The following is a 19,285-nucleotide window of genomic DNA, read 5'->3' as shown; positions in this document are numbered from 1 at the left end:
TTAGAAGTATTCCAGAATCTCTGCATGCCTTCATCCGTCTGCGAAACTACGACCGCGCGATCGACAGCGCCTTGCCGAGGCCGGATGAGAGCTGGCTGATCCAGGATTTTTGCTCGCGCACCAGCCGGAAGCCGAGATTGCTGGGGGGAACTCCGGCCGCGCAGCCGCCGGCGCGGGCATCGCGGATGAAATCGGTGACGTAGGTGCGGTGCTGGCCTTCGGCGACGCGAACGCCGCAATTCGAGTTTTTCGAAATCGTCTGGCCATTTTCGTCAAGCTTGGAACGGACAAAACAGGTGCTGGTCCATTCCCAGACATTGCCTGACATGTCGTAGAGGCCATTCTCGTTGACGCCGAAATGGCCTGACGGTTGCGCCTCGATCTCGGTCCCCAACTCCCGGTTCGACTCGCGCTCGTAACGGGCCAGCCAGCGTTTGGAGGGATCGTTGTCGTCGACCGGCAGGCTGTCGTCCTTGTAGCGGTTGCCCGCGGCAAAGGCCCATTCCTCGTCGGTCGGCAGCCGATATTGCTCGCCGGTGATGCGCGAGAGCCAGGCCGCATAGGCGTCGGCATCGTGCCAGCTGATCTGCACTGCGGGACGGTCGGCGACGGGCTTGACGCCCGGGCTCAGCGCGCGGCAGCTGGCCGCATCGACGCAGCGCTGGTAGTCGGCGGCCGAGACCTGATGTTTCATGATCGACAGCGGGCGGGTGAAACGCACCGACGTCAAGGGGGCTTCAATCTGTCTGTTGGCGCGGGTGAAGTCGCCGGCAACCCGATAGGACGCGGTGCCGGGCTGGAGTTCGACCAAAGCGGGCGGATGGCCAGGGATCTGGTCGGGCGCTGCGGCGTCATTGAACAGCGGCGCCACCGCCAGCGGTCCGGTGAGGCCGGCCACACAGGCCAGGGCTAGCTTGAGTTTGAATGCGATCAGCATGGCCGTCTCGCGTCGTCGGGAGGAGGGTGCCGGCATCATGCCGGCACCGCCGTATCGTCAGTTGGTCCTTTGGTGTGACCCTCAGTTTGTCTCTCAGTTGGTCTTGGGGGCCGGAATCTCCGCCGGCGCCTTGACCTGAGTCATGAGATCGTCGTTCCACTTGCCTTCGACCTTGAAGTGCGCGGTGGCGCCGAGCTCGACGGCCTCGATCAGGTTGTGCGTGACATAGGCGTAGATGCCCGGCTGCAGGAACTTGTACAACGCGGCTCCCGCGGAGCCGCCGCGGATGAACCAGGTCTCGAGGCCGGTCTCCGGCGCATTGGAGAACTTGCCGGTCTCCCAGACATAGTCGCCATGGCCGCCGATCAGATGCGGACGGCTGTCGCGATTGGCCTGCGAATGCACGATCAGCACGTTCTCGCCGACATTGGCGGTCAGCGCATTCTTGCCGGTCAGCGCCCCGGCCTTGCCGTTGAACACGACATGGGTCGGCGTCAGCTTGCGCATCACCTCGAGGGTGTCGTTGTAGGACTCGCCGGCGGACTCGTAGGACTTGAAGTTTCCCTTCTCGTCGCGCGGAACGTACATGTCCTGCTCGCCGATGTAGTAGACCTTGTCGTATTTGAGCGCCTTGCCCTTGCCGTCGTTCAGGCCGTCGCGCGGCAGCACCATGACGGCGCCGTTCATGCCGGAGACGACATGCCAGGGAATCATCGGCCCGCCCGGGGCGCAGTGATAGACGAAGGCGCCGGTCTTGGTCGCCTTCCAGCGCAGCACCACCTGTTCGCCGGGATTGACCATGGTGAGTTCGCCGCCGCCGAGCGCGCCGGTCGCCGAATGGAAATCGATATTGTGCGGCATCGAGTTGGTGTCGGGATTGACCAGCGTCAGCTCGACGTAGTCGCCCTCATGCACCACCATCAGCGGTCCCGGCATCGAGCCGTTGAAGGTCATGGCGTGGAACGTGGTGCCCTTGTCGTCGATCACCACCTTCTTCTCCTCGATCCGGAGCGTGAACTCCATGATCTTGGGACCCTGCCTGGTGGCCTGCTCGTGCGCATGCACGAACGGCGGCGCGACCAGTTCGACCTTCTGTCGGGGCAGCTTGAGGTCTTGGGAAAGCGCTGGTGTCGCCAGCATGAGGACTGCGGCGGCGGCGCTGAACATGGCGGCTCTGCGGGTCAACATCGGATCGTTCCTTCATATGAAGTTTTCTACCGACGCCAATCTAGGCCTTTCGCGACAAGGCTCTTTGCGCTGCAACAACGATCGCATGAACTGCGCGCCCCCTACGCAATGCTACGTAGGTCGCCGATGAGAATTGGTGACACGACGTTAACCGTGGCGGTCGCGGAAAGACGACGACGCCCGACAATGCCGGCCATCGCCGGCCCGGCATGGGGATGAAGTGAAGGACGGCCGGTTACAGCAGCTTGATGGCGAGCCAGACGGCCAGCCACAGCACCAGCGACAGCAACGCGACCATCCCGACGAAGACGGCCAGGGCGCGCATCAGCGCGCCGGCGTTGGCGCCAACCGAAGATCGGCCCGCGACGGGGCTGAACTCGCCGCTTTGCGGGATATGACCGCGTATTCCGAGAATCCAGATGAAGGCGTCCAGCACGTACAGGCTCATGGCCTCGGCTCCGATTCGTCGTTCGATGCGCGACCATCGCCCGGAACGACGAATCATTCTTTGCGCGCGCGCAAGGATTCGCTCAATCCGGACTTGTACGGAATCGCCGCATTTCGGTGCCGGGTTTGAGCGAGCGCAAGGTCGCTCTCCAGCGGGCGGGCTAGCTGGAGGAGATCGGGGCGCAGGAGCCCCGGTCGACCATGGTTCAGCCATTCGAGGACGGGTACCAGATGAGGCCAGATCTTGCGGCGTGCTACGGCCAGGAGCGATTGCCCCGATACACCAGCTATCCGACGGCGCCGCATTTTGCCGCCGCGATCGGTCCCGGCCAATACGCTGAATGGCTGAAGGCCATTCCACAGCACGCCACCACCTCGCTTTATCTGCACGTGCCGTTCTGCCGGGCGATGTGCTGGTATTGCGGCTGCAACACCTCGGTGGTCCGCCGGGAAGACCCGGTCGCGGTCTATGCCTCGGCGCTGCGCTGTGAAATCGAGCTGGTGTCGCGCCAGATCGATCGCCGCATCAAGGTCGAGCACATTCATTTCGGCGGCGGTACGCCGACCATCATGGCGCCCGAGACTTTCGTGGATCTGATGGGAGCGGTCAGGCAATCCTTCTTCGTGCCGTCGTCGGCCGAGATCGCTATCGAGATCGACCCGCGCACGCTGACCGGCCAGATGATCCACGCCCTCGCTTTTGGCGGCGTCAATCGGGCGAGCCTGGGGGTACAGAGCTTCGATCCGGTGGTTCAGCGCGCCATCAACCGGGTGCAAAGCTTCGAGGAGACCGCTGCGGCGACGACAGGTCTGCGGCGGGCCGGCATATCCGGCATCAATTTCGACCTGATCTACGGACTGCCGCACCAGACCGTGGCGTCGTGCCTCGACACCGTCAGCCGCTGTGTCGAGCTTCGCCCCGACCGGTTCTCGGTGTTCGGCTACGCCCACGTCCCGAGCTTCAAGAAGCATCAGCGCAAGATCGACGAGGCGGCGCTCCCCGACAGCCTGGAGCGGCTTCGGCAGTCCGAAGCGATCGCCGGGGCGTTGAAACAGGCGGGATACATCCAGATCGGGCTCGATCACTTCGCGCTGCCCGATGACGCGATGGCGGTGGCGTTCCGGGAGGGCAGGCTGCGGCGGAATTTTCAGGGCTACACCACCGACGAGAGTAGTGTCCTGCTCGGCTTCGGCGCCAGCGCCATCGGTCGTCTGCCGCAGGGCTATGTGCAGAACGAAGTCGGCACCCGCGCCTATGAGCAAACCATCGCCGGCGACCGGCTGGCAACCGTCAAGGGTTACGCCTTGACCGGCGACGACCGGCTGCGCGCCGAGATCATCGAGCGCATCATGTGCGACTTCGGCGTCGATCTCGATCCGATCTGCGCGCGGCACGGGCTGTCGGCTTCGACCATGCTGAAGTCGTCGTCCCGGCTGCAGGACCTGATTTCCGACGGCATCGTCGAACTCGACGGCACTTCGCTCGCCGTCGCGGATGATTCGCGCTTTCTGGTCCGCAGCGTGGCGGCGGCGTTCGACGCCCACCTCGATGGGTCGAAGCAGTTGCACAGCCGGGCGGTTTGACGCTACGGCCGTTCCAGCGATCCGTCTTCGCCTGATGTCGCTTCGGCCAGCACGAACAGCTTGTGCGGCTCGCGCAGCACGATGCGTTGCCGGCCGCCCTCGATCAGCCCGCGGCTCTCCCAGCCCGAGAGAATACGGCTCACCGTGTGCAGCGTGGTGCCGGTCATCTGGGCGATGTCCTGGCGGCTGATCGGAAAATCGATCTCGATGCCGTGCTCGACCTTGCGGCCGGATTGCTTGGCGAGCCGCAACAGGGCGTGGGCGACGCGCCGTTCGACCTGCTGGGTCGACATCTCGACCACGCGGGTATGGGTTTCCTGCAGCCGGCTGCCGATGGTCTGCAGCGTGTTGGTGGCCAATGCGGGAAATTTCGCCACCAGGCGTGGCCATGTCGTCGATGGCCAGGCCAGCACGACGCTGTCGTCGACGGCGGTCGCGGTGGCGGGATAACGCGGCAGCCCGATCGCCATCGCGACGCCAAAAGTCTCGCCGGGCGCGACATAGCGCACCACGACCTGTTCTCCCGCCGGCGTGGTCTTGGTGGCGCGCACATGGCCATGCAGCAGCACGAAGAAGGAGTGCGCGTCCTGGCCCTCCTCGAATACCGGGCTGTTCCTCGCAAACCGCACCGAGCGGGCTTCGCGCAGTATGTCGTTGAGTTCCTCGGTGCCGAATCCCGCAAACAGCGGCAGATGGGCAACCAGCGAGGGGTCGACTGTGGCCATGGTTCCTCCGTCGCATCAGCGACTTGGATGGAATCTAGACTGCGATTGTGGCTCCCGATCAAGCGGAACTTTGCGTTGGCGCAACAATGGGGCGCGGCCCTCCCCTTAAATAGTCTCCAACAACGGTCCCTTGAGGGACGATTGATCGATGGAGCACACCATGTGCAAGGCAATGGGACCGGCTGACTCGGGCCGCCGCCGCGAAGGCAGGTGCGCAAGCCGCACGGAGCGGTCATGATGGCGGTTTCGCGCCCCCGCTCATATCAGGGCTGGACGCTGCTCGGGGCCGGCTTCAGGCCGTTCTTCCTGCTCGGCTCGGTGTATGCCGGGCTCGCCATTCTGGTCTGGCTGCCGGTATTCCATGGCGAGATCACGCTGGTCTCCGCGTTCGCGCCGCGCGACTGGCACGTCCATGAGATGCTGTACGGTTATTTGCCGGCTGTGATCACCGGCTTTCTGTTCACGGCGATCCCGAACTGGACCGGGCGGCTGCCGATCCAGGGCACGCCGCTGCTGGTGCTGGTCGTGGTCTGGATCGCGGGGCGGCTTGCCGTGACGTTGTCGGCCGAGGCCGGCTGGCTGACGGCGATGCTGGTCGATGCGAGCTTTCTCGCGCTGGTCGCCGCCGCCGCAACCCGCGAGATCGTGGCCGGCCGCAACTGGAAAAATCTCAACGTGGTCATCCTGGTGCTGCTGCTGCTGGCGGGTAATGTCGCGTTTCACCTCGAGGCGCATTTCAACGGGCTTGCAGAGACCGGCATCCGGATCGGCATCGCGGTGGTGGTGCTGCTGATCTCGCTGATCGGAGGCCGCATCATTCCGAGTTTTACCCGCAACTGGCTGGTGCGCGAAAATCCCGGCCGGCTGCCGGAACCGTTCAACCGCTTCGATGTCATCGTCGTCGCCATCACCGCGTTGACGCTGGTGGGCTGGATCGTCAGTTCCGAAAGCCGGCTCACCGGGGCAGCGCTGGCATTGACCGGTCTGCTGCATCTGGTGCGCCTGGCGCGCTGGGCGGGCGACCGCACCTTCCGCGAGCGGCTGCTGCTGATCCTGCATGTCGGCTACGCCTTCGTGCCATCAGGCTTTCTGCTCAGTGCCGCCTCGGCGTTCGGCCTCGTGGCGCCCGGCGCCGGTGTTCATGCCTGGATGGCGGGTGCCGCGGGCACCATGACGCTGGCGGTGATGAGCCGCGCCACGCTCGGCCATACCGGCCAGCCGCTCACCGCCTCGCGCGCCACCGAGGCGATCTATCTCGCCATCATCGTGGCGGCGCTGGCGCGGGTCTGCGCGGTGATCGAACCCGGTTACAGCGAGCCGCTGCTGCATGTGGCCGCGTTCGCCTGGGCTGCCGCTTTCCTGGGATTCGCGATCGTGTTCGGACCGCTGCTGGCCGGTGTCGATCGCCGGCGGAAGGCGGTCGCCTGAAGCTTCGGCCAACGGTTTTGTGCTGACACCCAGGGCAAATCGGCTGCATTATCCGTTCGACGGCGGGGGTGGTTCTGCCTACTCTTGCGCTCGGGACGTTCAAGTCGGGGCCTTGGGGTGTGTCGGATGCGTGAAATTCTTGAATATTGCATCGGCGGCATCAGGCAGAACGTGTCGGCCGGCAGCCTCGTCGTGCAAGAGGGCGGCAGGACCGGCCATCTCTATGTCCTGATCGAGGGACGGCTCGAAGTCATCAAGGGCGACACAGTGGTTGCCGCCATCGCCGAACCGGGCGCGGTGCTGGGCGAAATGTCGGTGCTGCTCGATCAGCCCCACACCGCGACCGTGCGCGCGGCGGCGGACTCGGTGATTTACGAGATCAACGATGCCGCCTCGTTCCTGCGCCAGCAGCCGGGCGTGGCGCTGCTGATCGCCCGCATGCTGGCGCAGCGGCTCAATGCCGCCAACACCTATCTCGCCGACATCAAGCGGCAATATGCCGGCCACGGCACCCATCTGGCGATGGTCGGCGACCTCCTGCAGAGCATGATCAACCAGTCCCCGACGCAGGTCTTGCCAGGCTCGGATCGGAAATCCGACCCAAGGATGTGAGCCAGGCCGGCGGATCTTCGATCCGCGCTCCCGGCCGCTGCAGCGGCGCGTTGAGGTCGATGCATTGCTCCTCGCCGGCCGCCAGCCAGAATGCCGTCCCGCCATCGATATCGAGCACGATATGCGTGGGCGGACGGCCCGGCTGCAGACCGGTATTGAACACCCAGGTGTCGCCGAGCCGGTCGAACCAAGAGCCGTCGGGAATGAAGGGCGATTGATGCACATGGCCCGAGATCACCATCGATGGCTGCCAGGTCTTGATCCATTGCACCAGTTCGACGTCGCCGAAGAAGCGCTTGCCGCTCCAGCTGACCGGTGAATCCGCCGGCGGCGCGTGATGCACCCAGATCCATCGTTTTGGCCGGCCTGCCGCTGCCGCGCGTAACTGGTCGTCGAGCCGCTGCTTGACCAGCGGTCCATCCCACCACGGACACACCGTGAAGAGGGTGTCGCCGATAACAACGTCGTCGCCGTCGCAGGCGACGCCGAGTTCGCGGACCTCGCCGATCCATCGCGCGATCTTCTCACCTTCGGGGCTGCGCGCGTCGAGGTCGTGATTGCCGGAGCACAGGATCACCTTCGTGATGCCGGACAACAGCTCCAGGTATTTCCTGACGACGACGATCTGGGCACGGAAATCCACCAGCGACCCGATGTCGAGCGCATCGCCGGCGAAGATTACGAGGTCGAAATTCGGCGCGGCGCTGAGCAGCCAGTCGAATTGCGGCAGCGAGTAATGCAGATCGGCCACGACAAGGCAGCGCATATCGGTTTGGTCCAAATGCTTAAAGATTGAGCGAAACAGCAGCGTTTGTATTCAAACAGCTCGGACCGGGCAATAATTGTGCCGTGTCGCGCCGAATTGGACGCGGCCGATTCACGCAGCAGTGGTCCAGTTGGAGCTTACGCCTTCGCCACCGCGTGGGAAAACACCACTTCGATCAGCGTGCCGGAATGCGGGCCGGTCTTGATGTGGAATTGCGCGCGGTTGGCTTCCACCAGCGCCTTGGTCAGCGACAGGCTGACGCCGGAGCCGTCGGAGGACTGATCGGACGGCGCATGGTTGCGGAACGGCTCCATCGCGGCGGCGACCTCGTTGTCGTTGAGCCCGTGTCCGGTGTCGCGGACCCGCAACATCACCTCGCCGAAATCCGACAGCGCGGTGGAGACGATGACCTGGCCGCCGGCATTGGCGAGATGGATCGAGTTGCCGATCAGGTTCAGCGTGATCTGGCGCAGCGCGCGGGCGTCGGCGATCACGGATGGCAGCGCATGCGCCAGCGAGGTCCGGATGATGATGCGCTCGCGGTTGGCCTGCGGCTGCATCACCGCGACGCAGCTCTCCACCAGTTCGTTGAGGTTCTGGTTGGTGAAAGCCAGATCGAGCTTGCCGGTCTCGATCCTGGAGAGATCGAGCAGGTCGTTGATGATGGCGATGACGCGCTCGCCGGAAGCGCGGATGTCCTTCATGTATTCGACGTAACGCTCGTTGCCGAGCGAGCCGAAACGTTCGCCGATCATGACTTCGGCAAAGCCGATGATGGCGTTGAGCGGGGTACGGACCTCGTGGCTGATCCGCGCCAGCATGTCGGCCTTGGCGTTGGCGGCGCGCTCGGCCAGCCGCCGCGCCTGCTGCAGTTCGCTTTCGTTCTTGCGGGCTTGCGACAGATCGCGAAACACCGCGAAGAAATTCGGGCCGTCGGGCCGGGTCCGCCCCATGGTCATCGACAGCGGTATGATGCCGCCGCCGCGCACACGGCCCAGCATGTCGCGGCCGTGGTCGAGCAGGCTGGCGACGCCGGCGCCCTTGATGCTCTCCAGATAATCCTGCACCACGCGCTGGCTTTCCGGCGCGAACAGCTCGGAGAGATTGCGCTGCACCAGATCGTCGCCGTCATAGCCGAACAGCGCTTCGGCGCTGCGATTGCACGAATTGATGTTGCCCTCGCCGTCGAACATCACGATGCCTTCGGCCGTGGTGTCGAGAATGGCGCCGAGCTCCTCGGCATTGGCGTGACCGACCGGCGAGGGCTCGCTGGCCGGGACCGCTTGCGTAATGGCGGCGGCGATCGCGGCACCTTCGCCCGCGGCGCCCGAGCAGATCAGCGCCAGCGCCGAATCCTCGTCCCACGCAATCGTATAGAGCCGCGCATCGGTCGCCGGCGACGGCGTCCGATCGGACTGGTCTTGCGAATCCTGCGAAGCCCGGCTCGCGGAAATCGTCACCGGCGTGCCGGTATCGGATGTGCTGGAGGCGGTGGAGACGCCGGGTTCGACATAGAGCGCGTCGAGGCCGCCGGCCTCTTCGAGGGCCTGAAGGCTGTCATAGCCGATCCGCGCCAGAAACGCGGAATTGGCATAGAGCAGCCGGTCAAGCCGGTAGATCAGCACGCCGACCGGCACGAGGTCGAGCAGCATTCTGTCGCGCCGGGTCTCGCCGCGCGCCGGCGGTTCGGGCTGCGCCAGCCACTCCGGCGTTTCGACCGGCGCTTCGGCCCGTGGTTCGGACACCACGGCCGGTTCAAAAATATCTTCCGATGCGTCGGACAGATCAGGTGTCGCCGCCGCGTTGGTCTCGGCCTCGAGTCGCGCCGACAATTGCCGGGCGAGCTCGTTGAAGGCGCTGTTTTCCACCGGGGTCAGGACCGGCGATTTCGGTTCGCTGATCGGGCGAAACGGCAGGACGTTCTTGAGCGTTTCGGTGCTTTCCACGGGCGTTTCCAAATCGGTTTGGTGTGAAGTCTCAATGGCAATCGACGCTGGCAATTCAGGCGTAGGGGACGATGCAACGGCGGGGATGTCTTCTGATAGCTCTGCGGCGGGCGAGTCGCTGGCGGGACCGGCCTGGACGATGTCGGCCGAAAGCGCCTGCGGTGCGGGCGGAGCGCTGACAAATTCGGTGCGGCGCTGCGCGGCGAGCCGGGTCAGTCCGTCGAGATCGCGGCAAACCCCAAACCCCCGATAGCCCGCAAGCTTTCCGGTGTGATCGTAGATCGGCAGCCCCGCCAGCTCCACCGGCAAACGGCCGCCGCCATCCACCGGCCAGTCCAGCGTGATGCCGCTCCAGGTGCTGCCGGTGGCGACTGCCCTGGCGACGCGGCCGTCGGGATCGAGCCCGAACGTCTCGGCGATCTCGCTCCACGGCCGGCCGAATCCGGCGGCGGTGTGGACGCCGATCAGGCGGGTGAACTCATCTGACCCGAGCGAGAATCGGCCTTCGGCATCCATCTGCCACATGAAGCGCAGCGGGTGCTCCCGCGCGGTGAGGGGCTCGTCGAGCCATGGCGGCGCGGCGGTGGAGTCGGATTGGTTGGCCGGTGACACGGAAGCCTCCATCGCTGATGTACCTTCCTCCGCAGGCAGAGGTGCCGTCTCTTCGGCAACGGCTTCGACATCGCGAGAAGGCTGGTCCAGATCAACGCCAGCATCGGGCTTTGCGGCTTCCACCTGACCTTCGATCGGTGAGGCCTCGACGTGGGGTTCGTTGAGCTGCAACACCGACTGCAGGTCGATATCTTCTTCGGGTGGCTCCTCGACGAAGTCCCCGACGGCCGGCGCTTCAGCAGTCCCTTGGGCAGTCCCTTGGGCAGGCTCCACGAACTCGTCGATCAGCGCGAACTCGGCCGGGGCTTCGCCCGACATCGCCGGCCGTTCGTAGTCCGGCGCCGGCAGGTCCGCCAGCGGCGCGACCTGCTGCGCGGGCTCCGGCGGCAGGGCGGCAACCATCTCTTCCGGCGGCGATGCGAACTCGTCGATCAGCGCGAATCCGGCGGGGGCTGCGTCCGAGATCGCCGGATGTTCGCGATCAGACCACGCGACGGCTTCAGGAGCGACCTGTTCAGGAGCTATCTGGGCAGGCGCCGGCGCGATCAGCGCCACCAGCCCGACATCCGCGCCGGTGCCGACGCGTTGCAGCACCATGCGGCCGATGCCGACCGGCGTCTCGACGCGGCCTTGGGCGAGCGCGTTGCTGCGCGCCTCGTCCAGACCGGCCTCGGAGAGATTGCGAAAACCGAGCAGCGGCCGCGCGGCGTCGCTGGCGCCGACGAACATGCCGTCGCGCGCGAACGCCGCGATCGGCGAATCGATGCCTTCGACCAGGCGCTGCAGCCGTTCGACCAGCGGCATCGCGCGGCCCACCGCTTCGGCGGCCGCGATCAGGATGCCGTGGTTGCCGTCGGCGAATTCGAGCCGCGCGCAGCCGCAGGTCATCAGGGTGCCGAGCGATGCGCCGAAACCGCGCAACCGCTCCAGCCGGATCGCGCCGGTGGGCGACAGCCGTCCGGCCAGTTGCGCCACCTGGCGCCGGTGCTGGTCCGCGGGGCCGAAAATCCTGCCGGCCAGCACGGCGCCGTTGGTCGCGCCGAACAGCCTGGCGCCTACCGGATTGGCCCACCAAATCCGTGTGCCGTCGGTCGACCACAGCCAGACCGGCAGCGGGCTGGTTGCATGCACGGCCAGACGGGGATCACCGACGCCTCGCAACTGGAATTCCGCATTGTTCATCGTGGTGACATGGCTGACTGGTTGTGCCTTGGCTAAGACGATGGCGCAGAGTTCGGCGGCCAAACGATGACAGCCTTAACGAACCCTTAGTATCGCCCGCCGCCAAGGTCAGGTCCACGGTTTGCGGCCGGGCTGCCGCCCAAAGCGGAGATAACCTTAATCCGGCTGGACCCTGCGCCGGGCTTTGGCGTTGGGCTGTTGCAAACGTCATCCAGAGGTCCACGATGGACAGGTGGATGCCACGTCATATCGGCGAGGCTAATTGCCCTTTATCCTGACGGAGGCGAACGGGGAACCGGGGCTGCAGACAGCTTTCGGATACCGAACAGGAGTGGGACCATGAGCGAACAAGGACGTGACCCTTTCGAGATTCCCCAGGAAATGCGATCGATGGCCGAGGCCGGCTTCGACCAGGCCCGCCAGGCCTTCGAGAAGTTCCTGAGCGGCGCGCAAACGACCGCCGGAACCATCGAGGAGAAGCGGGAGGCGGTTGCCGCCGGCGCCAAGGATATCGGCGCCAAGGCGATGTCCTACGCCGAAAAGAACGTCCAGGCGTCGCTGGACTATGCCCAATCGCTGCTGCACGCCAAGGACCTGACCGAAATCATGCGGCTGCATACCGAATATGTGCAGGCGCAGATGCGGTCGCTGGCCGAGCAGGCCAGCGAGATGGGCCAGATCGTCAGCAAGGCGGCGATGGACGCCGCCAAGCCGAAAAGCTGACAAACGCCTTCCAACGGTTGGTTTTGGCGTGTTCCTAAGCCGGAACGCGCGTTCGGTTGGGGCCTGCCATGCGGCATTGCGGTGAAAATCGCGTTGCAATGCACAAAATTGACATGTTAAGGGTGTTATCTGTTGGTTGCCCGACAATGGGCATTCCCGTTCTGCGTGATCAGTTCGACGTTTTCCGGTGGGCGCCGGGGGCGTGCGAGGGGTCACATTTTTCACCCAACGCGAAGGATGCAAGCCATGGCCAATACCGATCCTTTCTCTGCTTCCGTGATCCCGTTCGAAGTTCCCGAGCAGATGCGTGCGTTCGCCGAAAAGGGCGTTTCGCAGGCCCGCGACAGCTACGCCAAGTTCAAGGATGCCGCCGAGACCCATAACGGCACCATCGAGGCGGTGTTCACGACCGTCAGCAAGGGCGCCAGCGAATATTCCGCCAAGCTGATGGAAATCATGAAGGCCAACACCACGGCGTCGCTGGATTTCGCCCAGGAGCTGTTCAGCGTGAAGTCGCCCACCGAGGCGATGGAGCTCTGGACCTCGCACGCCAAGAAGCAGTTCGAAACCTTCACCGCCCAGACCAAGCAGCTCGCCGAACTGAGCCAGAAGGTTGCGGCGGAGACCGCCGAGCCGATCAAGGCCAGCGCGTCGAAGCTGTTCAAGCCGGCCGCCTGATAGGCCCGTTTCGCGTCCCAAAAAAAGCCCGGGCGGCCAGCCCGGGCTTTTTATTTGGGCGCTGCGCCAAAGGGACCGTGAAGGGACTGCGTCGAGGGCGAGGCGCGCGGGTTTTTTGCCCGGCGAGGCCTGCCAAGCGTGAACTGTTATCGCTTCCGGATCGACCATTACAAGGCATCCACCGGCCTTGCCAAAGGGCGGCGTTGCACCTAGTTTCCGCCCCGTTCGGCGACCCCATTTCAAGGGCTCGCCAAGGATGCAGTTGTAGCTCAGTTGGTTAGAGCGCCTGTCTGTGGAACAGGAGGTCGGTGGTTCGAGCCCACCCAACTGTACCAGGACGCTATCCGGGCGCGACACGGCGACCCCGCCCCCGCGCTCGACCCCTGCTTGCCAATCCGCCGCGGTTCACCCACAATTCTCCCGATCAATGCTTGAGGGGATTCTCGAAGGGGATCCTCAAGTGGATTCCTGGGAGGATTCATGTTTGCGCTCCGGTCCGGCAAGTTCCAGTTTGGTTTGATGCTCGCGACCGCGCTGGCGGTCTCGATGTGGCCTGCGGCGAGCCGGGCCTATTCCCCCGAGCAGGAGCAGGCCTGCACCGGCGATGCGATGCGCCTGTGCGGCGCCTACATCCCGGACGTCGACCGCATCACGGTCTGCATGATCCAGCGAAAATCCCAGCTCAGCCCTGGCTGCCGGGCGCATTTCCGGCCCGAGCCGTCCGAAGTCGGCTCGGCCCGCGCGGGAAAGCCTCTCGGCATCACGCCGGCGAAGACGCGAAAGCCGGCCAGCGCCAAGGCGAAGAAACCCGTCAAGCCTGCGAAGCCGAAGGCAACCTGAACGAGAAAAAGCAGCGGCGTGCACGCAGACTCGTTCGACATTCGCCCCATGTGACCCGGAACAACGCCGCCCGCGGAAGCTTGGCACCACGGAGCGACGCCTTGCGTCGGTGCCTCCGATCCCCATCTGAGGGCAAGGAGAGATTCAGTGGGTGAACATTCCAGGAAGGAGCTCGATCGGCATTTTGCCTGGTTTCAGGACAAACTTCCGCCGGGACCGGCCAGATTCATCGGCTGGCTGCGCAAGCCGTCGTCGATCCTGGTACGGATTCCGCTTGCGATCTTGCTGATGATCGGCGGCATCTTCAGCTTTTTGCCGATCCTGGGACTCTGGATGCTGCCGCTCGGACTCGTTTTGTTCGCGCAGGATGTGCCGATCCTGCAAAAGCCGATGGCGCAGGCGCTCGGATGGATCGAACGCAAGTGGGAAGAGCGTCAACGTGCAAAGGCCGAGCGTGAGCGCGTAAAAAATGCGCAATGACTCCCTTCCAGCGCCATCGAGATTCATTTTTCGAGTCTGTTGCGGCGCATGGTGTGACTCAAAAGCCCACTCCGCCGATTAATCCGGGGCTTCGTCCACTTTAGCGGTAAATTTTTCTTTCACGAATCAGCGCGCTGATTCATTTTCGCCATCTGGGGTCAATCTGGAGGCGAAGGTATGAACGTTATTGTTTTCGCATCGCGTAAAGGCGGCTCGGGAAAGAGTACCCTTGCCGCCCATCTCGCTGCGCATGTCCATAAGGTTACGAAGCCCTGTCTGCTTGTCGATGCCGATCCGCAGGGGTCATTGACACTCTGGCACAAGCTGCGCGGCACCAACGAACCCACGATCAAGACCGCCGTCAATTCCGTCAGCGGGATCGTGGCCGCGGCCAAGCGCGACGGCTTCGAGTGGGTATTCATCGACACGCCGCCGAATTTGTCGGCCGTGGTCGACGATGCCATCAAGAACGCCACCATGGTGATCATTCCGGCGCGGCCGGGCGTGTTCGATGTCAATGCCGTGCAGGAAACCATTCAGACCTGCCGCGCCGCGCGCAAGCCCTATGCGGTCGTGATCAATGGCGCGCCGGCACGCCGTGACGAGGCGGAGAGCCCGATCGTCACCATCGCGCGGGAAGCGCTGGCCAAGTTCCGCGCGCCGGTGTGGGGCGGGCAGATCACCAACCGTGCGGATCTTCTGATGGCGCTCAGCCATGGCGAAGGTGCGCGCGAATACGACGCCGAGGGTCGCGCGGCGGCGGAAATCAGCCGGCTATGGGCTGCGATCGAACGCTCGGTGAAGGCCATTCGCGGCAATGGATCCGCGACCGGCGCGATGCACAAGCAGCAGGCGGCATAGTTCTGCCGCACTGCAAGTTCTGCCGCACTGCAAGTCTGACAAAGAACGCGCGGTTTCCGCGCGTTTTTCCTTGGGTGCTCTTGCCCTCCCGTTCAGGGGAGGATGAAGATTGTCACGCCACCATCAGCATGTAGAAAATGATCACCGGTGACAGCGTCAGGATCACCGACCAGACGCCGACCGCCCAGAGAATGTCCTGGACCGAAAAGCCCTGAGGTTCAGGGAAGGTATTGTTCTCGATGTTCATGACGCCCCCGCGTTTTTTGCTCTTGTGGGGGACATTGATACGGCACGAATTTTAAAAAGCCGGTCGCGATTTCGCTCGCATTTGACCACAAGTGCTACCACCGATTAACGACGATGAGCACGTCAGGTCGCTTCAGCTCATCAGCAGGCGGAACGCCAGCACCGGCGACAGGCCGAGGATGGCGGCCCACAGGCCGAATGACGACACCAGCCAGACGTCCTGCATTCGCCGGGCCCGTGCGCAAACCGGATATTTGGCATTCGTGATCGATTGAGTGGTCATTGGCGTCCCCCGTTTTTGTTATGGGGATTCAAATAGGCCTCAAACTCTAAAAACGGCGTCTCGCTAACTGCTGAATTTGAACTGTCGGCTTCACCACGCATTAACCAGCCGAATCGAGCGGGTTGATTGCGGGGGGCTGCGGCTGCTTCGGCGAATGCCGGCTTGCTCATCCCTCCCCACGAGGGGAGGGATGAAGAGCGATGCCCCGGTCATGCCGCGCGGGTTGACGCTGCCGTTCGTCGTTGCATCTCCGCATCCAGCCGTGCCGCCAGCTCCGCGCTCACCTGCACCATCGGCAGCCGGACATCGGCGCGCGCGATCAGCCCGCTCCGCGCCAGCCAGTATTTTGCGGGCGCCGGGCTTGGCTCGGCGAACAGCAGCCTGGTGAGTTCGGAAAGGCTTTGCCAGCGCGCCAGCGCGGCGTCGCGGTTGCCTTCCCGCAACTCCGTGCGCACCGCCGCGAAGCTGTCGGTCTCGATGTGTGCCGACAGCAGGATGGCGCCATCGGCGCCGTCGGTGAGCGCCTCGTAATATTGCGCGTCCTCGCCGGTCAGGACCTTAAAGCCGGTCGGCCGCTGCCTCAGCAGTTCGATCGATTGCGCGCGGTCGGCGCCGCAATCCTTCAGGCCGACGATGTTTCGATGTTCGGCGAGCCGCAGCATGGTCTCGTTGTCGATATTGACCGCGGTCCGGTAGGGAATGTTGTAGAGCACGATCGGCCACGCGGCATGGTCCGCCAGCGCGGTAAAGTGTTGCAGCAGGCCGCGTTGCGACGGCCTGACGTAATAGGGGCTGGCGATCAGGTAGCCGTCGATCGGCCAGTCGGCCGTCTCATCCAGCGCATCCTGCATCTTCGACGTGCTGGCGCCCGACAGCCCGAGGCAGACCGGCAACGTGCCTCCGCCGTCGACGATGCCATCGCGGACCAGTGCGACGACGCGCTCCAGTTCGGCCATGCCGAGCGTCATGCCTTCGCCCGAGGTGGCCGCCAGGACCAAGCCGTCGACCGGTCCGGCCGCGTAGTGCCGGGCCAGCCGGCGCAGTGATGTCTCGTCGACTTCGCCATCGCGGAACGGCGTGACGAGGGGCAGCCACAGGCCCTGCAATTGCGATCGAAGGTCAGTCATGGGTCCATCTCCCTGGGGGTAAGCCGGAGACGGGACAATAAAAAAACCCCGTCCAGACGGCGGGGTTTTGAGGATCGTGTGAGCGTGAAGCCTATCGCGCGCGTCGATCTCCAGTCCCCGGAAGGGGACCTTTTTTCGACAGCGTCAGCTTGCACGAAATCGTGATCATCTGCGAATGATGATCGGCAAACGCAAAACTGTCAACGGCGAGAGCCGCGGCCGCGCGCGTACGTCGCAGGCGCAAAAAAAAAGCCGGGCTCGAACGAGCCCGGCTTAAGGTATTGGCCACGTGAGGCCGACACAATCACCTTCCAAGAGGGATTACTGAGCGCTCGCGCCACTGGAGGAGGGGGACAAATGCGCAACACGAAAACTCAGCGTGAAAACATTATGATCCGCGTAAGTGCCTCGCAGCAACCGTCCAAGTCGCATGTCAGTCATGCGGAGACCGGGGGTTCGTGAAAAAACCGGCAGGCTACGACGGCCAGCGCTGCGCCTTGCTGACCACGAAGTCGCGGAACACCTGCACCCGCGCCACCGACTTCAACTCTTCGGGATAAACAAAATAGGTGTCTAGCTGGATCGAATCCGACTCGCCGAACAGCTGCACCAGGCGGTTGTTTTCCTCGACCAGATAGTCCGGCAGGGCGGCAATGCCGAGGCCCTGCTGGCAGGCGCGCACCAGGCCGAGGATGTTGTTGACCTTGAAATACACTTCGCGCGGACCGGAGCCGTTGCGTCCGGCCTCGACCAGCCAGTTGCGGTTCTGCAGATGCGGCGCGACCTGGCCGTCGGCGAGCGTGATGATGCGATGCGCATCGAGCTCGTCGAGGGTGCGCGGCGTGCCGAACCGCTTGATGTATTCCGGCGAGCAGTAGGCGTGGAAGCCCATCGCGAACAGCTTGCGCTGGATCAGATCGGGTTGTGTCGGCTTGCGGGTGCGGATCGCCACGTCAGCCTCGCGCATCGACAGATCGAGTTCCTCGTCGGTGACGATCAGCTGTATCCGGATCTCCGGATACAGTGCGGTGAATTCGCCGAGCCGCGGAATCAGCCAGTTGATGCCGACCCCCGGGGTGGTCGTGATCTTGAGATCGCCGCTCGGCCGCTCGCGGCTGTCGGTGAGCTTGGCGCGCGCCGCCTGCAGCTGCATGAACACGTCATGCGCGGTGCGAAACAACAGGTCGCCCTGCTCGGTGAGGATCAGGCCGCGCGCATGGCGATGGAACAGCGACACCGAGAGCTCCTGCTCCAGCGCGCTGACCTGCCGCGACACGGCCGATTGCGACAGCCCAAGCTGCTCGCCGGCATGCGTGAAGCTGCCCGCTTCCGCCGCCGCGTGAAACACCTTCAGCTTGTCCCAATCCATATCGGTAAATCCGTCGCGTGTTCGAGATCTTGGCATGGCTATTCCGCCGCCGCGCGGTCGCTGGCGCGCAGCGCGAGAAAGCGTTCGGCCTCGAGGGCTGCCATGCAGCCGAGGCCGGCGGCGGTGACCGCCTGCCGCCAGGTTTCGTCGGCGACGTCGCCGGCGGCGAACAGGCCGGGCACCGAAGTTGCAGTCGAGTTCGGCGCCACCTCGACATATCCCGATGGCTTCAGCTTGACCTGGCCGAGCACCAGTTCGGTCGCCGGCGCATGTCCGATCGCGACGAAGACGCCGTCGGCCGGCAATTCGGTCAGCGTGCCGGTCTTGACGTTCTTGAGCCTGACATGGGTGACCTTGCCCGGATTCTCGGTGCCGCAGATTTCGTCGATGGCACTGTCCCACACCACCTTGATCTTGGGGTGCTTGAACAGGCGGTCCTGCAGGATGCGCTCGGCGCGGAAATGATCGCGGCGATGCACGATGGTTACCTGCGACGCGAAGTTGGTCAGGAACAGCGCTTCCTCGACCGCGGTGTTGCCGCCGCCGACCACGATGACCTCCTTGCCGCGGTAGAAAAACCCATCGCAGGTCGCGCAAGCCGAGACGCCAAAGCCCTTGAACTTCTCTTCCGACGGCGTGCCGAGCCAGCGCGCCTGCGCGCCTGTGGCGAGGATGATGGTTTCGGCGAGATAGACGTCGCCGCTGTCGCAGGTCAGCCGGAACGGCCGCTCTCCGAGTTCGAGCTTGGTGACGAGATCGGTGACCATTTTGGTGCCGACATGGGCCGCCTGCTTTTCCATCTGCTCCATCAGCCACGGCCCCTGGATCACGTCCGCAAAACCCGGATAATTCTCCACGTCGGTGGTGATGGTGAGCTGGCCGCCGGGCTGCATGCCCTGGATCAGCACGGGTTCGAGCATCGCGCGCGCGGCGTAGATGGCCGCGGTGTAGCCGGCCGGGCCGGAACCGATAATGACGACCTTGGCATGGATGGGGGCAGGCATAGAGGCAGGTCCCTCTCTTAAGGGAATTTGGCCAGCGCTTGCGCGGAATGCGCCCGGATAGCCATCGCGGCGGCGCTGAAAGTGTCAAATCCAAGATAGGATATCTGGCAAGCTATGCAAGAATTGCAATCCATATACGCGAATTTTCCCGGTGAGGTGGAAACATGACGCGGCGCACGCGCAATAAAATTGCGCAAGTGCTGCGAGCTGCGCTAAGAGTGTTGCCGGTACCCTCCCGCAAGCCCCT

General features: G+C 64.2%; 19 protein-coding genes and 1 tRNA gene. 9 read left to right on the top strand and 11 right to left on the bottom strand.

Annotation, left to right across the window (positions count from 1 at the left end):
* Window positions 1-46: 46 nt before the first annotated feature.
* The 3 genes from Q7U29_RS06015 to Q7U29_RS06005 all read right to left on the bottom strand — a co-directional run bounded on the left by Q7U29_RS06015 (window position 47) and on the right by Q7U29_RS06005 (window position 2,573).
* Window positions 47-937 carry an SUMF1/EgtB/PvdO family nonheme iron enzyme gene (locus Q7U29_RS06015; protein WP_304739497.1) on the bottom strand — a complete coding sequence of 297 codons (891 nt, stop codon included), beginning with the start codon at window positions 935-937 and terminating at the stop codon, window positions 47-49.
* A 93-nt stretch (window positions 938-1,030) separates the two neighbouring features.
* Window positions 1,031-2,125, bottom strand: a complete 1,095-nt coding sequence (gene nirK, locus Q7U29_RS06010; RefSeq protein WP_304739495.1) for a copper-containing nitrite reductase — start codon at window positions 2,123-2,125, stop codon at window positions 1,031-1,033.
* Between the two features lie 235 nt (window positions 2,126-2,360).
* Window positions 2,361-2,573 carry a hypothetical protein gene (locus Q7U29_RS06005; protein WP_304739493.1) on the bottom strand — a complete coding sequence of 71 codons (213 nt, stop codon included), beginning with the start codon at window positions 2,571-2,573 and terminating at the stop codon, window positions 2,361-2,363.
* Window positions 2,574-2,803: 230 nt separating this feature from the next.
* On the opposite strand from Q7U29_RS06005, the gene hemN reads away from it, so the two are divergent.
* On the top strand, window positions 2,804-4,156 hold the full coding sequence (gene hemN, locus Q7U29_RS06000; RefSeq protein ID WP_304739491.1) for an oxygen-independent coproporphyrinogen III oxidase: 1,353 nt from the start codon (window positions 2,804-2,806) through the stop codon (window positions 4,154-4,156).
* Between the two features lie 2 nt (window positions 4,157-4,158).
* Here hemN and Q7U29_RS05995 read toward each other — a convergent pair whose 3' ends face one another.
* Window positions 4,159-4,881, bottom strand: coding sequence for a Crp/Fnr family transcriptional regulator (locus tag Q7U29_RS05995; protein WP_304739489.1), 723 nt, complete (start codon window positions 4,879-4,881; stop codon window positions 4,159-4,161).
* A 237-nt stretch (window positions 4,882-5,118) separates the two neighbouring features.
* Here Q7U29_RS05995 and Q7U29_RS05990 point away from each other — a divergent pair, with 237 nt between their 5' ends.
* Window positions 5,119-6,309, top strand: coding sequence for an NnrS family protein (locus Q7U29_RS05990; protein ID WP_304739645.1), 1,191 nt, complete (start codon window positions 5,119-5,121; stop codon window positions 6,307-6,309).
* 126 nt (window positions 6,310-6,435) lie between these two features.
* On the top strand, window positions 6,436-6,921 hold the full coding sequence (locus tag Q7U29_RS05985; RefSeq protein ID WP_304739487.1) for a Crp/Fnr family transcriptional regulator: 486 nt from the start codon (window positions 6,436-6,438) through the stop codon (window positions 6,919-6,921).
* On the opposite strand, the gene Q7U29_RS05980 is transcribed toward Q7U29_RS05985, so the two are convergent.
* Both Q7U29_RS05980 and Q7U29_RS05975 read right to left on the bottom strand, forming a co-directional pair.
* On the bottom strand, window positions 6,860-7,687 hold the full coding sequence (locus Q7U29_RS05980; RefSeq protein WP_304739485.1) for a metallophosphoesterase: 828 nt from the start codon (window positions 7,685-7,687) through the stop codon (window positions 6,860-6,862). The two genes, Q7U29_RS05985 and Q7U29_RS05980, sit on opposite strands and share 62 nt — an antisense overlap.
* A gap of 137 nt (window positions 7,688-7,824) precedes the next feature.
* Window positions 7,825-11,427: a PAS domain-containing protein gene (locus Q7U29_RS05975; protein WP_304739643.1), complete on the bottom strand. Its 3,603-nt coding sequence runs from the start codon at window positions 11,425-11,427 to the stop codon at window positions 7,825-7,827.
* Window positions 11,428-11,766: 339 nt separating this feature from the next.
* Here Q7U29_RS05975 and Q7U29_RS05970 point away from each other — a divergent pair, with 339 nt between their 5' ends.
* The 6 genes from Q7U29_RS05970 (at window position 11,767) to Q7U29_RS05945 (ending at window position 15,009) form a co-directional block, all read left to right on the top strand.
* Window positions 11,767-12,150 (top strand): phasin, encoded by a 384-nt coding sequence (locus Q7U29_RS05970; protein WP_304739483.1) that lies wholly within the window; start codon window positions 11,767-11,769, stop codon window positions 12,148-12,150.
* Window positions 12,151-12,396: 246 nt separating this feature from the next.
* A complete protein-coding gene (locus tag Q7U29_RS05965; RefSeq protein ID WP_304739481.1) occupies window positions 12,397-12,828 on the top strand; it encodes a phasin in 432 nt (143 codons plus the stop codon).
* A 258-nt stretch (window positions 12,829-13,086) separates the two neighbouring features.
* Window positions 13,087-13,163: transfer RNA gene (locus Q7U29_RS05960), tRNA-His, on the top strand.
* Between the two features lie 145 nt (window positions 13,164-13,308).
* Window positions 13,309-13,668 (top strand): hypothetical protein, encoded by a 360-nt coding sequence (locus Q7U29_RS05955; RefSeq protein ID WP_304739479.1) that lies wholly within the window; start codon window positions 13,309-13,311, stop codon window positions 13,666-13,668.
* Between the two features lie 147 nt (window positions 13,669-13,815).
* Window positions 13,816-14,148 carry a hypothetical protein gene (locus Q7U29_RS05950; protein ID WP_304739477.1) on the top strand — a complete coding sequence of 111 codons (333 nt, stop codon included), beginning with the start codon at window positions 13,816-13,818 and terminating at the stop codon, window positions 14,146-14,148.
* 177 nt (window positions 14,149-14,325) lie between these two features.
* Entirely contained in the window at window positions 14,326-15,009 is a 684-nt protein-coding gene (locus tag Q7U29_RS05945) for a ParA family protein (protein WP_304739475.1), read from the top strand.
* Between the two features lie 112 nt (window positions 15,010-15,121).
* Here Q7U29_RS05945 and Q7U29_RS05940 read toward each other — a convergent pair whose 3' ends face one another.
* The 5 genes from Q7U29_RS05940 to trxB all read right to left on the bottom strand — a co-directional run bounded on the left by Q7U29_RS05940 (window position 15,122) and on the right by trxB (window position 19,038).
* Complete coding sequence (locus tag Q7U29_RS05940) at window positions 15,122-15,256, bottom strand: hypothetical protein (RefSeq protein WP_304739473.1); 135 nt, start codon at window positions 15,254-15,256, stop codon at window positions 15,122-15,124.
* A 132-nt stretch (window positions 15,257-15,388) separates the two neighbouring features.
* The gene (locus Q7U29_RS05935) at window positions 15,389-15,538 is read right to left on the bottom strand and encodes a hypothetical protein (protein WP_304739472.1); all 150 of its coding nucleotides are present in this window, start codon (window positions 15,536-15,538) and stop codon (window positions 15,389-15,391) included.
* A gap of 209 nt (window positions 15,539-15,747) precedes the next feature.
* On the bottom strand, window positions 15,748-16,665 hold the full coding sequence (gene dapA, locus Q7U29_RS05930; protein WP_304739470.1) for a 4-hydroxy-tetrahydrodipicolinate synthase: 918 nt from the start codon (window positions 16,663-16,665) through the stop codon (window positions 15,748-15,750).
* 475 nt (window positions 16,666-17,140) lie between these two features.
* Window positions 17,141-18,034, bottom strand: coding sequence for a LysR family transcriptional regulator (locus Q7U29_RS05925; protein WP_304739641.1), 894 nt, complete (start codon window positions 18,032-18,034; stop codon window positions 17,141-17,143).
* 38 nt (window positions 18,035-18,072) lie between these two features.
* On the bottom strand, window positions 18,073-19,038 hold the full coding sequence (trxB, locus tag Q7U29_RS05920; protein WP_304739468.1) for a thioredoxin-disulfide reductase: 966 nt from the start codon (window positions 19,036-19,038) through the stop codon (window positions 18,073-18,075).
* Window positions 19,039-19,285: the final 247 nt, after the last annotated feature.

The sequence above is a fragment of the Bradyrhizobium sp. genome, assembly GCF_030654605.1.
GTDB lineage: Bacteria > Pseudomonadota > Alphaproteobacteria > Rhizobiales > Xanthobacteraceae > Bradyrhizobium.
The sequence above is the reverse complement of the archived record's forward strand: the minus strand, read 5'-3'. Positions and strand labels throughout refer to the sequence as shown.

Coding starts and splice junctions, on each gene's coding strand:
- Q7U29_RS05955 (WP_304739479.1), top strand. CDS start 13,309: ATGTTTGCGCTCCGGTCCGGCAAGTTCCAGTTTGGTTTGATGCTCGCG.
- Q7U29_RS05995 (WP_304739489.1), bottom strand. CDS start 4,881: ATGGCCACAGTCGACCCCTCGCTGGTTGCCCATCTGCCGCTGTTTGCG.
- Q7U29_RS06015 (WP_304739497.1), bottom strand. CDS start 937: ATGCTGATCGCATTCAAACTCAAGCTAGCCCTGGCCTGTGTGGCCGGC.
- hemN (WP_304739491.1), top strand. CDS start 2,804: ATGAGGCCAGATCTTGCGGCGTGCTACGGCCAGGAGCGATTGCCCCGA.
- Q7U29_RS05940 (WP_304739473.1), bottom strand. CDS start 15,256: ATGAACATCGAGAACAATACCTTCCCTGAACCTCAGGGCTTTTCGGTC.
- Q7U29_RS05935 (WP_304739472.1), bottom strand. CDS start 15,538: ATGACCACTCAATCGATCACGAATGCCAAATATCCGGTTTGCGCACGG.
- Q7U29_RS05965 (WP_304739481.1), top strand. CDS start 12,397: ATGGCCAATACCGATCCTTTCTCTGCTTCCGTGATCCCGTTCGAAGTT.
- Q7U29_RS05925 (WP_304739641.1), bottom strand. CDS start 18,034: ATGGATTGGGACAAGCTGAAGGTGTTTCACGCGGCGGCGGAAGCGGGC.
- Q7U29_RS05975 (WP_304739643.1), bottom strand. CDS start 11,427: ATGAACAATGCGGAATTCCAGTTGCGAGGCGTCGGTGATCCCCGTCTG.
- Q7U29_RS05985 (WP_304739487.1), top strand. CDS start 6,436: ATGCGTGAAATTCTTGAATATTGCATCGGCGGCATCAGGCAGAACGTG.
- Q7U29_RS06005 (WP_304739493.1), bottom strand. CDS start 2,573: ATGAGCCTGTACGTGCTGGACGCCTTCATCTGGATTCTCGGAATACGC.
- Q7U29_RS05990 (WP_304739645.1), top strand. CDS start 5,119: ATGGCGGTTTCGCGCCCCCGCTCATATCAGGGCTGGACGCTGCTCGGG.
- dapA (WP_304739470.1), bottom strand. CDS start 16,665: ATGACTGACCTTCGATCGCAATTGCAGGGCCTGTGGCTGCCCCTCGTC.
- Q7U29_RS05970 (WP_304739483.1), top strand. CDS start 11,767: ATGAGCGAACAAGGACGTGACCCTTTCGAGATTCCCCAGGAAATGCGA.
- Q7U29_RS05945 (WP_304739475.1), top strand. CDS start 14,326: ATGAACGTTATTGTTTTCGCATCGCGTAAAGGCGGCTCGGGAAAGAGT.
- nirK (WP_304739495.1), bottom strand. CDS start 2,125: ATGTTGACCCGCAGAGCCGCCATGTTCAGCGCCGCCGCCGCAGTCCTC.
- Q7U29_RS05980 (WP_304739485.1), bottom strand. CDS start 7,687: ATGCGCTGCCTTGTCGTGGCCGATCTGCATTACTCGCTGCCGCAATTC.
- trxB (WP_304739468.1), bottom strand. CDS start 19,038: ATGCCTGCCCCCATCCATGCCAAGGTCGTCATTATCGGTTCCGGCCCG.